At 28.6% G+C, this 12,890-nt stretch carries 13 protein-coding genes; 5 read left to right on the top strand and 8 right to left on the bottom strand.

Annotated elements, in window-relative coordinates; translation table 11 throughout:
* Positions 1-75: 75 nt before the first annotated feature.
* The 5 genes from BN2409_RS10310 to BN2409_RS10290 are packed head-to-tail and all read right to left on the bottom strand — an operon-like array spanning position 76 to position 3,867.
* Positions 76-762, bottom strand: coding sequence for a TIGR01906 family membrane protein (locus tag BN2409_RS10310; protein ID WP_053956554.1), 687 nt, complete (start codon positions 760-762; stop codon positions 76-78).
* Between the two features lie 25 nt (positions 763-787).
* A complete protein-coding gene (gene ahbB, locus BN2409_RS10305; RefSeq protein WP_053956553.1) occupies positions 788-1,261 on the bottom strand; it encodes a siroheme decarboxylase subunit beta in 474 nt (157 codons plus the stop codon).
* A gap of 13 nt (positions 1,262-1,274) precedes the next feature.
* A complete protein-coding gene (gene ahbA / locus BN2409_RS10300) occupies positions 1,275-1,721 on the bottom strand; it encodes a siroheme decarboxylase subunit alpha (RefSeq protein WP_053956552.1) in 447 nt (148 codons plus the stop codon).
* Positions 1,718-2,722: a radical SAM/SPASM domain-containing protein gene (locus BN2409_RS10295; RefSeq protein ID WP_053956551.1), complete on the bottom strand. Its 1,005-nt coding sequence runs from the start codon at positions 2,720-2,722 to the stop codon at positions 1,718-1,720. The genes ahbA and BN2409_RS10295 overlap by 4 nt, the downstream gene beginning before the upstream one ends.
* The gene (locus BN2409_RS10290) at positions 2,719-3,867 is read right to left on the bottom strand and encodes a radical SAM/SPASM domain-containing protein (RefSeq protein WP_053956550.1); all 1,149 of its coding nucleotides are present in this window, start codon (positions 3,865-3,867) and stop codon (positions 2,719-2,721) included. Before BN2409_RS10290 ends, BN2409_RS10295 begins: the two co-directional genes overlap by 4 nt.
* Positions 3,868-4,251: 384 nt before the next feature.
* Here BN2409_RS10290 and BN2409_RS10285 point away from each other — a divergent pair, with 384 nt between their 5' ends.
* Entirely contained in the window at positions 4,252-4,515 is a 264-nt protein-coding gene (locus BN2409_RS10285) for a late competence development ComFB family protein (RefSeq protein WP_053956549.1), read from the top strand.
* A gap of 84 nt (positions 4,516-4,599) precedes the next feature.
* Here the strand turns inward: BN2409_RS10285 and BN2409_RS10280 are convergent, their stop codons facing one another.
* Positions 4,600-6,201: an amidohydrolase gene (locus BN2409_RS10280; RefSeq protein ID WP_053956548.1), complete on the bottom strand. Its 1,602-nt coding sequence runs from the start codon at positions 6,199-6,201 to the stop codon at positions 4,600-4,602.
* A gap of 244 nt (positions 6,202-6,445) precedes the next feature.
* Here BN2409_RS10280 and BN2409_RS10275 point away from each other — a divergent pair, with 244 nt between their 5' ends.
* The 4 genes from BN2409_RS10275 (at position 6,446) to BN2409_RS10260 (ending at position 11,366) form a co-directional block, all read left to right on the top strand.
* Positions 6,446-7,891 (top strand): alanine/glycine:cation symporter family protein, encoded by a 1,446-nt coding sequence (locus tag BN2409_RS10275; RefSeq protein WP_053956547.1) that lies wholly within the window; start codon positions 6,446-6,448, stop codon positions 7,889-7,891.
* A 106-nt stretch (positions 7,892-7,997) separates the two neighbouring features.
* The gene (locus BN2409_RS10270) at positions 7,998-9,464 is read left to right on the top strand and encodes an alanine/glycine:cation symporter family protein (protein ID WP_053956546.1); all 1,467 of its coding nucleotides are present in this window, start codon (positions 7,998-8,000) and stop codon (positions 9,462-9,464) included.
* 191 nt (positions 9,465-9,655) lie between these two features.
* On the top strand, positions 9,656-10,336 hold the full coding sequence (locus BN2409_RS10265; RefSeq protein WP_053956545.1) for a response regulator transcription factor: 681 nt from the start codon (positions 9,656-9,658) through the stop codon (positions 10,334-10,336).
* Complete coding sequence (locus BN2409_RS10260; RefSeq protein ID WP_053956544.1) at positions 10,326-11,366, top strand: sensor histidine kinase; 1,041 nt, start codon at positions 10,326-10,328, stop codon at positions 11,364-11,366. The genes BN2409_RS10265 and BN2409_RS10260 overlap by 11 nt, the downstream gene beginning before the upstream one ends.
* Here BN2409_RS10260 and BN2409_RS10255 read toward each other — a convergent pair whose 3' ends face one another.
* Positions 11,367-12,056: an N-acetylmuramoyl-L-alanine amidase family protein gene (locus tag BN2409_RS10255; protein WP_199873000.1), complete on the bottom strand. Its 690-nt coding sequence runs from the start codon at positions 12,054-12,056 to the stop codon at positions 11,367-11,369.
* 132 nt (positions 12,057-12,188) lie between these two features.
* Entirely contained in the window at positions 12,189-12,731 is a 543-nt protein-coding gene (yfcE, locus tag BN2409_RS10250) for a phosphodiesterase (protein ID WP_053956542.1), read from the bottom strand.
* Positions 12,732-12,890: the final 159 nt, after the last annotated feature.

The following is a 12,890-nucleotide window of genomic DNA, read 5'->3' as shown; positions in this document are numbered from 1 at the left end:
CTTTTTTCTACACAAATTATATACTAGATATAATTTCAGAGCAATCCTTTAGACTTTTCAATCTATATTTTGTTATTATCTTTTCACAAAATGTTTGAATACAACAAATCCAATGATTCCCACCAAAAACATTATTCCTAAAAAAAGAATCAATGTCCTTTGAGCAATATCTATAAAAAATTCTAATGGCAGAATTTGAATCAATAGATCTGTTTTAGGATTTAATAACCATAAATCATTGTTAAAAAAGATTTTATGAAAATATGTAAAATATCTATAAAAATTGATTTTCATCAATACATACAAACAAAATACAAAAACAAAAGATAAGACACTTGATTTCATTAAACTTTTACCAAGGACTTTCTTCCAAATACCTGAACATCCAATCATCACAAAAAAAGCAAACCCTATGAAACAAAAACCTAGATTCTTCAAAAAATATCCTCTTTGAAAAAGAACTTTCACATCTTTCATATGAAGTTTTTCCTTATGATTAAAAGCTTCTATTCTTTTTCCATTTTTTTCTACAAAGATTATTAAATCTTTTTGATCATCTTTTAAATAATCTACAATTCCTTTTGCAATTTCATGTAGTGATTCATCATCTATATTTGTATTTTGACCAATATGATATTTTTTAAATTCATTCATATAAAAATTTTCATTCAATGCGTATTCCTTTAAACTACAAAGTAAAATAACCACAGGAACAAATACAATAATTATGACCTTACTCATCATCATAAATTTTTTTTTCATATTTTACTCTCCATTTCATATGAATTCATCGAATAAAATATTCTATATTAGGACTTGTTTTTTTCCATTGTTGTTTTGTATATAATACAGTATATTCAGTAACTTGCATTTTTTTTGATAAAAACTCAATAATATTTTCTATCTCTTCTTTTTCTCTTCCATGAATCATTCCAAATAAATTGTATGGCCAATCTTCATTTATTTTTCTTTCGTAAATATGACTAATATTTTGTATTTTTTTCATTTCATAAAGGATTTTGTCCATCTTGCTTTCAGATATTTTCCATGCAGTCATAGCATGATGCTTATATTCTGTATTCTGATGATAAAGGACAGGAGCAATTCTTTTTATATATCCTTCCTTTTCCATATTTTTTAATCTTTTTAGGAGTTCCTCTTCTGATAAATTTAATTTTTTTGCCAATGCTCCATAAAAATCCATACAAATTTCTATATCCTGTGATATTTCTATGAGTATTCTCTGATCTATTTTGTCCATGATATGATCCCCTTTATTCAAACTTAAAAAATACATTGGTTTTGTGTTTTTTTTCAGAAGGAAGATGAATCATTTCTACCTTTGTTCTTTCTTTTATTTCTTTTAACGTTTCTTCTAATTTTTCATGGGATGATTCCATCAATGTAAACCATAAATTATAAATGTGATCTCTTTCATAATTATGGGTAACACCTTCATAGGAACTTACTATATTTGCTACTTTTTCCATATCTTCTTTTCTTACCTTCATTCCCACAAGGGTACTTTTAACACCTAATTGATTGACATCTACAATGGCTCCAAACCTTCTTATATATCCTTTTTCCTGTAAAGAATAAATCCCTTGGATAATCTTTTCTTCACTTAATTGAAGTTTATTTGCTATTTTTAAAAAAGGTCTTTTTTCTAAGGGAATGCCCTTTTGCAATTCATTTAAAATCATTTTTTCTTCTTTTGTCATTTCATTTCCTCTTTTACAAAACAATATTTCCCTAAAGGATCTCCCATCATATAATCTCCTGTCTCCTCATAAGCTCTTGCTCTACATCCTCCACAGATGGAAAAATGATCACAACTTCTACATGAACCTTTATAATTTTCTTTTTCTCTTAACTTTTGGAATATCGTACTTTCTTTCCATATCACATGAAAAGGTGATTTTTTTACATCTCCTGCTACAATAGGCAAATAGGGACATACATGAACTTGTCCATTTGGTAATATACAACAATATCCAATTCCTGCAATACAACCTCTACTAAATCTCATACTTATATTTTTTCTTTTTGCAAAGGACATAAATTGAGGTGCACAGGTTGGCTTTAGTTCTATATCGACATTTAATTGTTGGTCTATAATTTTATGAACAAGTTTTATATATTCTTTCTCATCCAAAGCTTGACTTTCTATATTTTTCCCTCTTCCTACTTTTACTAAAAAAAATGGATGACAAGAAGAAGCTTTCATCTCTTGTGCCCAATTTATTATTTTTATAATTTCATTTTGATTATTTTTTGTAACGGTTGTATTGATTTGTACGCGAATTCCTGCTTCTATACAATTTTTAATTCCTTCTATTGCCTTTTGAAAACTTCCCGTTACTTTTCTAAAATCATCATGTTTTTTTTCGTCTATACTATCTATGCTAATAGCTGCTGCTTGTATTCCTGATTTTTTTAATTCATAAGCCTTGTCTTTGCTAATGAGTGTTCCATTTGTTCCAAGTACAGGAATCAGTCCACACTTTACTGCATGATGAGAAAGCTCACATAAATCTTTTCTCATCAAAGGTTCTCCTCCACTTAAAATCAAGATTTTAAAACCTGCTTTTGATATTTCTTCAATCAATTTTTTTCCTTCTTGCGTACTAAGTTCATCAGAAAAATATTCATTTGATGCATCTCTATAACAATGATCACAATAAAGATTACATCTCTTTGTAGTATTCCATGAAATAATCATATTTCTTTATCCTCCAAATAACAGGCTGGATCTTCTGCCCACAAGTTTTCATAAATGGCATATGCCCTTGCTCTTAAATTTCCATTACAAATACTTAGCCATTTACAGTTTCTACATCTTCCTTTTAATTTTTCTTTCCGGTTTCTTAACTCATATAATACTGGATTTTTGATCCATATTTCTTCAAAACTATGTTGTCTTATATTTCCTAATAATAAAAATTTACTAAATTGATCTGGATAAACATTTCCTTGCCAATCTATGTTGCAAATAGCCATTCCTGAGCGATTACCTCCATTTTTTAGTAGATGATCATATATATTTTGAGCTTTAGAAGGATCTTCTTTCTTCGTCTTTAAATAAATATAAGGGCCATCTGTATGATTGGCAACTGTTAATACTTCTCTTTTACCCTTTACCTTCTTTGCATATTCATAGATCGTATCTACTACTTCCTTCGTCTGTTCATGAGATAACATTTGATCTTTTATTTCTTTTCCTCTTCCAGATGGAACTAAGTGATAAAAACAAATTCTTTGTATATCCATATCTTCCATAACTCTTAGTATATCCTTTACTTCTTTATAATTAGACTTTTGAAGGGTAAATCTAAGACCTACCTTTTGTCCTGCTCTTTTACAGTTTTCAATGGCTTTTATAGAATTTTCAAAAGCTCCTTTTGTTCCTCTAAAAAAATCATTTGTATCCTTTGTTCCATCCATACTAATGCCTACATAGCCAATTCCTAATTTTTTTAAAGAAAAGGCAGTTTCTTTGTCAATTAAACTTCCATTTGTAGATAAACTTACATGAATTTTTTTATTTCTTATATACTCTATAATAGAAAATATATCATCACGAATTAAGGGCTCTCCTCCTGATAGTAAAATTACAGGGGTATTGGCTTTTTTAAATTGATCTATGATATTCTTTATTTCATATAAACTTAATTCATTGTCTCCCCTTTGATTATTGGAGGCAGAATAACAATGTTTACATGAATAATTACATCTCTTAGTAATATTCCAAGCCACTACAGGCCCAAATCCTTTATTTGTTCCTGTATGCATATTTGAACAAGTATCTGCATATCTTATAGACTCTTTCTCAATATGTGTAGATAATAATTTGGTGATGTCAATCATATCTATTCTCCTATTCCTGTGTGATCTTTATAATGATACCCTATTTATTTTATCATAATATCAATTTTTTTTATTTTATCATTATTTGGATATTCTTGTATTACAATAGTATCAACGATATAATTATGGAAATATATTCATTTTTTGTAATTATTTTATAACATTGCATATGCGTACATTCTTCTAAATATCATTTTATATTTATACGATTGATCTCTTATTTATAAATTTTTTTCTTATTGTATTACATTTTCAAGGTAATTTACCTTTATTTTCACAAAATTATTACCTTTTTCCTATATCTTTTTTAAGATTTATTTTATAAAATGTATTAAACTAAAAGTGAACAATTAGCCATTAACTTATAAGGAAAGGGACTTAAATATGCCTAAAAATTATATGGAAGATGTAGTAAATCATCTCTTACCCTCTATTTTAGAAAATTTCGAAAATATATGTTTATGCAAACAATGTGTAGAAGATATTAAAGCACTAGCCCTAAATCATCTTTCTCCTTTATATGTATCTAGCTCTGAAGGTTATTCTTATGCAAAATCTAATGAATTAGATAGACAATTTCAAATTAATGTTACTCAAAAAATTGTAGAAGCCATTGAAATTGTTCAAAATAATAAAAGACATGACTAATAGATCATCCATCGATCAAATAAATTTATAAACATTTTCAATAATATATGAAAGATAAAAAAGAGATTCATAAGAATCTCTTTTTTATCTTTCATATATTATTTTACCCCCTACAATAGTCATTAAAACATCTACATTCTTAATCTCTTCTTCCTTTATTGTATACAAATCCTCTGATAGAATAACCATATCTGCCAATTTACCTACTTCTAAAATTCCTTTTTGACTTTCTTCAAAAGATGCAAATGGAGGATATTTTGTAAATAATTTTATTCCTTCCTCTATTGATAATTTTTCATTAGGAAGCCATCCTCCTTCTGGATTACCCTTTAAATCCTGTCTCGTTACAGCAGAATAGATATTTTTCATAATATTAAAATCTACTACAGGCGCATCAGATCCTCCTATGACTTTAACTCCTTTTTCAAGCATAGACTTCCAGTTATATGTTTCTTTTGCTTTTTGTACTCCTACTCGATCTTCTACGATATGTAAATCATAATCTAAAAATATAGGCTGAATATAAGCAAGAATATTTTCCTTACTCAATCGGTTTATAATTTCTTTATTGGTAATCTGACAATGAACAATTCCATGTCTTGAATCTTCTCTTTTCAATCTTTGATTTGCATATAAAAAACTATCTAAAGCCATATACATAGCTTCATCTCCAATAGCATGTATAGCAATCTGCATCCCATTTTCATGAGCATAAAAAACAATTTTATTTAATTGATCTTGAGTATAAACACAAATTCCCTTAGTTGAAGGATCATCTGCATATCCATCTCTCATAAAAGCAGTTCTTGCTCCTAATGATCCATCTAATAAAAGCTTTAACGGTCCTATCCTAAATTTTTCATTTCCATATCCTGTATGATACCCTAAATTCAAAAATTCTGTTAATTGTTCCTTTCTCGGCAAAAGGCATTGTTCATACACCCTAATAGGAAGTTTATCCTTTTGGATTAATCCTTCATACGCCTTTAATACTTTTTTAAAATCTCGATCTGGCATAGCATCAAAATCATCTGTTTGAACTGAAGTAATCCCACACTTTATTAAATCTAGTGATGCATCCATAAGCATTTTTTCAATGTCTTCTACACTAGGTATATCAATCATTCCATAAAGCATTTCTAAAGCACTTTCTTTAAAAATTCCTAATTCCCAATCAATATTTTCATTATCTATTTTTCCATATCTATTTTTTAACATATTTATTGCATAAGTATTAGCAACAGCTATATGACCACAAACCCTTGTATAACAGATGGGATGTTCCTTAGAAATTTCATCTAAATTCCCTTGATTAGGAAATACTGGATCTATAAAATAATCTTGATTCCAGCCCCTTCCTAAAAGCCATTTTCCTTTTTGAATATTTTTTGATAATATGAATTTTTTCCCTTTTTCTATTAAATCTTGAATAGATGCACATTCATTTAATATAAGCTTTTGTTTCGTATATCCATAATTGAGCATATGCATATGTCCATCTTGAAATCCTGGTAAAACTAATTTTTGATCTACATCTATAACTTTTGTATCTTTCTCTTTATATTCTAAAACTTCATGATTTTTTCCAAGTACTATAATTTTGCCATCTTTCACACCTATTGCTTCTACAATTGAATTTTTTGAATCTAATGTTGCAATTTTTCCATTTTTTAAAATTAAATCCATACCATTTACTCCTCCCTATTATTTTTGAAGCAAGCTAAATGTTTTTATTTTTATACACCTTTTATTATAAAGCTGAAAATATTGACATATTTTTCATACAATACTACAATAGAATCAAGCTTTACATAACAGAAAATCCTACTGAAATACTTGAAACATCTCTATTCTTTTAAGTGAATATTCTGATAAACAAAAGATGTATAAATCAATCATTAGTCTCGCTTTTTTGAAAGGAGAAGGTTCTATGGAAAGAATCTTAGACACATTGGTAAGTTATTTATGGGATGTTCCTTTAATCTTTGCAATTTTATTTACTGGACTTTATTTTACAATATGTAGCAATTTTTTTCAACTACAATATTTTCCACATATTATCAAAGAAACCTTTGGAAAATATTTAAATCTATCAAGAAGTCATCATTTCAAAGGAATGATCTCTCCTCTTGAAGCTGTAAGTACAGCTATTGGAAGTTCTGTTGGTGTGGGAAATATCGGAGGAGTTGCCACAGCAATTTCCGTTGGAGGTCCTGGCTCTGTATTTTGGATGTGGATTATAGCATTTATTGGAATGATTATTAAAACAGTAGAAGTAAGTTTATCTGTTTATTATAGAAATACAGATGAAGAAGGAAATACTTATGGAGGACCTACTTATTATATTGAAAAAGGTATTGGAAGAGAAATGAACTTTCATCATTGGTTTTTACCAGCCTTCATCTTTGGATTAGGTATTTTTTCTACTTTTTTTATTACTCTTCAAAATTATAGTGCTTCTGAAGCTTTAAGCTCTACTTTTCATCTAGATATGACTAGTGTGTCCATGGCTTATGTCCTATTTACATACCTTATGATCTTTGGAGGCATTCGCCATCTTGGGAAAGTATCTAGTATCGTTGTCCCTTGTATGTGTTTATTTTACATATTTTCAGGAATCATCATTATTTTAAAACATTATTATAATATTATTCCTTCTATTCAATTAATTTTTACTAGTGCGTTTTCTGGTACTGCCCCCATAGGAGGTTTTAGTGGTGCTGCTGTTTCCCAAGTAATTCGCATGGGAGTGGCTCGATCTGTATTTAGTAGTGAATTTGGATGGGGTACTTCTCCTATGATTCATTCTACTGCAAAGACTGAACATCCTGTTAAGCAAGGTCTATGGGGAGCATTTGAAGTTTTTGTAGATACTATGATCATTTGTACTACTACTGCTTTAGTAATTATTATTACAGGCGAATGGTCCTCGGGCCAAACAGGAGCAGTGCTTGCTTTAAATGCTTTTGAAAAAGGGATTGGTTCCTTTGGAAGAAATATTGTTGCCATAGGTGTATTTTTATTTGGCATTACTACTTCAAGTGCTTGGTATTCTTATTATGAAATTCTTTTAAGACATTTTTTTCATGGACAAATCCATCAAAAAAATGTCATCCTAAAATATTATAAATTTCTTTATCCTTTTCCTGGACTTTTTATGGTTTTATATGTAGTAAACTATGGACTTCCTGGAAAATACATATGGTATTTTGCAGATGTTACAACTGCTATTCCTACTTTCATTAACATTTTTTCTATTCTTATTTTAAGCAACAAATTCCTTGAGCTCTTAAAAGACTATAAAGCTAGATATCTTCACAAAGGAACTATTGATTCTGAATTTCATATTTTTTATGAAGATGATGAAATTTTGTGAATTTCCACACCATTTTCACATAATTTCACATATTTATTTGATATTTATTCTACAATCTTCTTTTAAAATATTGTCAAAAGAAAAAATATTTAGAAAGGAGATTATTATGGAAAAAATTCTAGATTCAATTGTAGGTTTCTTATGGGGACTTCCTCTAATTATCACAATCTTATTTACTGGTTTTTATTTTACTTTTGGAAGTAAGTTTTTTCAATTTCGCTACTTTGGTCATATTATGTCTCAAACTTTTTTTAAATTATTTCAGAAATCTAAGGAAGAAGAAAACGTTTCGAAAGGGATCATTTCTCCTCTTGAAGCAGTAAGTACAGCTATTGGAGGATCTGTAGGTGTAGGAAACATGGGAGGAGTTGCTACTGCCATTGCCGTAGGAGGTCCAGGTGCTGTATTTTGGATGTGGCTTATGGCACTAATTGGAATGCTTATTAAAACTGCTGAAGTTACCTTGGCTGTTTATTATAGAAATACAGATGAAGAGGGAAATCCTTATGGTGGCCCTACTTATTATATGGAAAAAGGTCTGGGGGAAGAAAGAAATTTTAAATTTTGGATCATTCCTGCTATTATATTTGGTTTGGGTATTTTTTCTACTTTTCCTATTACGCTTCAAAACTATACTGTTTCAGAAGCTGTAAGTTCTACTTTTAACATCAGTATGGTCAGCGTGGCTATTGTTTATGTAATTGTTAATTATTTCATGATATTAGGTGGTATTAAACATCTTGGAAAAATTGCAAGTAAAATTGTTCCAATCATGTGTTTATTCTATATTCTATCTGCACTTTTTATCATATTAAAAAACGCATCCTTAATTCCTTCCACCTTTGCACTAATTTTTTCTAGTGCTTTTAAAGGAACAGCAGCTATTGGTGGATTTGCTGGAGTTACTACAGCACAAGTTATTCGTCTAGGCATTTCTAGATCTGTATTTAGCAACGAAGCTGGTTGGGGTACATCTCCTATGATTCACTCTACTGCAAAAACCGATCATCCAATAAAGCAAGGACTTTGGGGTGGCTTTGAAGTATTTATAGATACTATGGTTGTCTGTACAGTTACAGCATTACTCATTATTATTACTGGTGAGTGGTCTTCTGGTCTTAGTGGTGCAACTCTTACCTTAACTGCTTTTGAAAGTGGTGTAGGTACAATTGGTAGACAAATTGTTGCTATTGGTACATTTTTATTTGGTATTACTACTTCAAGTGGATGGTATTCTTATTATGAAATTATTCTTAGACATTCCCTTAAAGAAAAAGTTCAGCTTAAAAATAATATATTAAAATTTTATAAAGCTATCTATCCATTCCCAGGATTATTTATGGTTTTATATGCTGTTAAAAATGGTCTTCCTGGAAAATATGTGTGGTACTTTGCAGACATCACTTCTGCCATTCCAACCTTTGCAAATGTATTTGCCATTTTATTACTGTCAGGAACCTTCTTTAAATTATTAAAAGATTACAAAGCAAGATACCTAGGAATTGGAAAAGTAGATCCAAATTTCAGATTATTTTACGAAGACTTACAAAAATCAAAATCTACACATATGTAGACCAAAAGCCTCTTATACTTTAAAAGAGGCTTTTTTTCTTCATTTATATTCTCATATATAATATAATGAATACAGTTTTATAATACAAATAAAATTTTAATCATCATCTATAAGAAGATTGTCATATTCCTATGATATCCACAGTTTATCCCTTGATATCATTTACTAAAGAATACAAAGGAGATGAAAAAATGGCTTATCAAGTTTATTTAGTAGAAGATGAAGAAAACTTAAATTCTATTTTAAAAATGTATCTTGAAAAAGAAGGATATGAAGTAAAAAGTTTTTTAGATGGCAAAACTGCTCTAGAAAAAGTATGTAATCCTCCTCATTTATGGATTCTAGATATTATGCTTCCTGATATTAATGGCTATACTCTATTAAAAAAAATAAAAGAATTCGATTCTTCTACTCCTACTATATTTATTTCTGCCAGAAATCAAGATTTGGATCGAGTAATTGGATTGGAACTTGGTAGTGATGATTATATCTCAAAGCCTTTTTTACCAAGAGAATTAGTCATCAAAACTCAAAATCTTTTAAAACTTACTTATGAACCTAATTGTCTATCTTATAAACCTTTCATTCAACTTAACAATTACTCTATCAATTATGAAAAACATATGGTCACATACAATAATCAACCTATTGACCTTTCAAGCAAGGAATTTGACCTTTTAATACTTATGGCTAAGAATTTAAATCATGCCTTTTCAAGAGAACAAATTCTAGAAAAAGTATGGGATGACAACTATTATGGATCTGATAGAGTGGTAGATGATACCATTCGAAGATTACGAAAAAAATTACCTCACCTATCTATTGAAACCATTTACGGATTTGGATATAGGATGTTAAATAATGAAGGATAAACCACTAGGCTTTCAAATTTGGATCATTATTACCTTATTTGTCATCTTAGTCACTTTTGTTGTAACACTGGTAGTATTGTTTACAATTCATGAATTTTTTTCAAGTGGAACTTACCAATTTATATTAAATGTTCAACCAAAAGAAATTATAAGTCATTTATCAAAAAGAATATGTAAAGTACTCATTGTCATCTCCATCATCAATATTACTACAGCAAAATTTATTGCACACTATATTACAGCTCCTTTAAGATATCTGGAAAAGCAGGTACGAAAAATTGCAAATAAAGAGTGGACAACACCTATTGCTTTAGACCGAAAGGATGAAATTGGAAAGTTAGCTGTCTCTATTCATTCTATGCAAGAATCTTTAAAATCAAAGGATCAGGAAGAACAAATTTTTCTTCAAACAGTTTCTCATGATTTAAAAACTCCTATTATGGTTATTCATAGCTATGCACAAGCGGTTTTAGATGGGATTTATTTAAATAACTCTCTTGAAGATACAGTTCATATCATTTTAAAAGAATCTAAAAATCTTGAGAACAAAGTAAAAAAACTTCTATATCTAAATAGTTTAGATTATATTATGAAAAGAAAAATAGAACTTAATCCTATATCTTTAAAGGAAGTTCTACTACATATTGTCAATCGTTTATCTTTTCATCATACACATATTCATATCCACACCTCTGTAGAAGATATTTACATGTTAGGAAATGAAGAAGAATTAACTATCGCTTTTGAAAATATTTTAGAAAATAATCTCAGATATGCTAAATCTCAAATTTATGTTCATTGTAAAAAAGTAAACCATAATATAAAAATTACTTTTGAAAATGATGGTCCCCTTATTGATTCATTGATCTTAGACAATTTATTTCATAGATTTTATAAAGGAAATAATGGCCACTTTGGTCTTGGATTATTTATTACTCAAAAAATTGTTCAATTTCATAAAGGAAATATTTATGCTAAAAATATTCAAAATGGTGTAATATTTACCATTCTCTTTCCTGAGAGCAGATAATTATCTGCTCTCTTTGATATAATTTTTTATTCCTTTGTAAATAGATTTTGCTATTTTATTTTTGTATTTGTTATTTTGTATTAATTTTCTCTCCTGTGAATTGGTTATAAAACCTATCTCTACTAATACCCCTGGACATTTGGTCTCTCTTAAAACATAATAGTCCTCTTTTAAAATTTCTGCTTTGATAGAGCTATCTTTATATACTATTTTATTTACTTCTGTTCTTATAGACTGAGCTAATTTTTTACTTTCATCTGATGTGGGATAATAATAAATTTTAACTCCTCTGGTACGTGAATTATATGGATCAGCATTCACATGAATACTTACAAATAAATCACCATATTGGTTGATCATAGTCTTTCTAGCATGTAAATCTTTTTTATATCTTGAATCATTTAAATCACTTTTGCTTTCTAAAGAAGTATCTTTATCTCTTGTCATAGTTACTTTAAAATCTCTTTTTATTAATTTTCTTAGTCTAAGTGCTACATCTAGATTGATTTCTTTTTCATAAATACCAAATTTCTCTCCTGTTCCACTATCTACTCCTCCATGTCCTGGGTCTATTACAATTCTTCCTTCACAAGAATAAAATACCGTTTGTAAAAAATTTATTTTAGATAGTAAGCATACTAATACAATCACTATAAATAAAAACAATAAAAATATAACTTTTCTATTCATTTTGATAGTATATATATATATTCTCTTTTTCACAGAATCACCTTTTCCACATTACTCCAATGATATATATGTAAATATTTCAAAAATTAGAACCAAAAAAGTTCGCACATTGCTATAGCAACGTGCGAACTTTTATATATCCATAGATGAAATCACATTAAAATCTAAATCTTTTATTTGTATTTTTTTATTTTTTAATATACCATAGGTAGGAGGATTATTTTCTTTTGGTAAAGAGATAGACCCTGGATTAAAAAGATAAAAATCATCTAGTTTTTCTAATACTGGAATATGCGTATGTCCATGAATAAGTACATCTCCTTTAGACAATTTAGGAAGATTGTTTTTGTGATAGATATGCCCATGAGTTAAAAACAATTTTTTATTTTCATAAAAAACAATAGCATACTCTCCCATCATAGGATAATCAATCATCATTTGATCTACTTCACTATCACAATTTCCTCTTACTGCTATAATTTTTTGTTGATATTGATTTAAAACTTTTGCTACTTCTTTTGGATCATAGTCCTTTGGAAGAGCATTTCTAGGACCATGGTATAAGGCATCTCCTAATATTACTATATAATCTGCTTCTTCTCTTTCATAAGCCTCTAAAGCCTTCTTTAGATAATATAATGAACCATGTATATCAGAAATAAAAAACAATTTCATATTCTTCCCTCTTTTCTATAGGTTTCTTTTTTATTATAGAATATCTCTCTTTATGGATCAATCAAATAAAAAAGTTGTCCTTTGAAAAATTTACAAATATACTTTTTTGCAATATATAACGGAACTTATAGAACGATCCATAATTTTATGCATTATGTC

Source organism: Inediibacterium massiliense, assembly GCF_001282725.1.
Taxonomy (GTDB): domain Bacteria; phylum Bacillota; class Clostridia; order Peptostreptococcales; family Thermotaleaceae; genus Anaerophilus; species Anaerophilus massiliensis.
This window is presented reverse-complemented; position numbering and strand designations above follow the sequence as displayed.

Bases quoted from the DNA above. Each gene is read 5' to 3' on its own strand.
- BN2409_RS10310 (WP_053956554.1), bottom strand. From the start codon at position 762: ATGAAAAAAAAATTTATGATGATGAGTAAGGTCATAATTATTGTATTT.
- ahbB (WP_053956553.1), bottom strand. From the start codon at position 1,261: ATGGACAAAATAGATCAGAGAATACTCATAGAAATATCACAGGATATA.
- ahbA (WP_053956552.1), bottom strand. From the start codon at position 1,721: ATGACAAAAGAAGAAAAAATGATTTTAAATGAATTGCAAAAGGGCATT.
- BN2409_RS10295 (WP_053956551.1), bottom strand. From the start codon at position 2,722: ATGATTATTTCATGGAATACTACAAAGAGATGTAATCTTTATTGTGAT.
- BN2409_RS10290 (WP_053956550.1), bottom strand. From the start codon at position 3,867: ATGATTGACATCACCAAATTATTATCTACACATATTGAGAAAGAGTCT.
- BN2409_RS10285 (WP_053956549.1), top strand. From the start codon at position 4,252: ATGCCTAAAAATTATATGGAAGATGTAGTAAATCATCTCTTACCCTCT.
- BN2409_RS10280 (WP_053956548.1), bottom strand. From the start codon at position 6,201: ATGGATTTAATTTTAAAAAATGGAAAAATTGCAACATTAGATTCAAAA.
- BN2409_RS10275 (WP_053956547.1), top strand. From the start codon at position 6,446: ATGGAAAGAATCTTAGACACATTGGTAAGTTATTTATGGGATGTTCCT.
- BN2409_RS10270 (WP_053956546.1), top strand. From the start codon at position 7,998: ATGGAAAAAATTCTAGATTCAATTGTAGGTTTCTTATGGGGACTTCCT.
- BN2409_RS10265 (WP_053956545.1), top strand. From the start codon at position 9,656: ATGGCTTATCAAGTTTATTTAGTAGAAGATGAAGAAAACTTAAATTCT.
- BN2409_RS10260 (WP_053956544.1), top strand. From the start codon at position 10,326: ATGAAGGATAAACCACTAGGCTTTCAAATTTGGATCATTATTACCTTA.
- BN2409_RS10255 (WP_199873000.1), bottom strand. From the start codon at position 12,056: ATGAATAGAAAAGTTATATTTTTATTGTTTTTATTTATAGTGATTGTA.
- yfcE (WP_053956542.1), bottom strand. From the start codon at position 12,731: ATGAAATTGTTTTTTATTTCTGATATACATGGTTCATTATATTATCTA.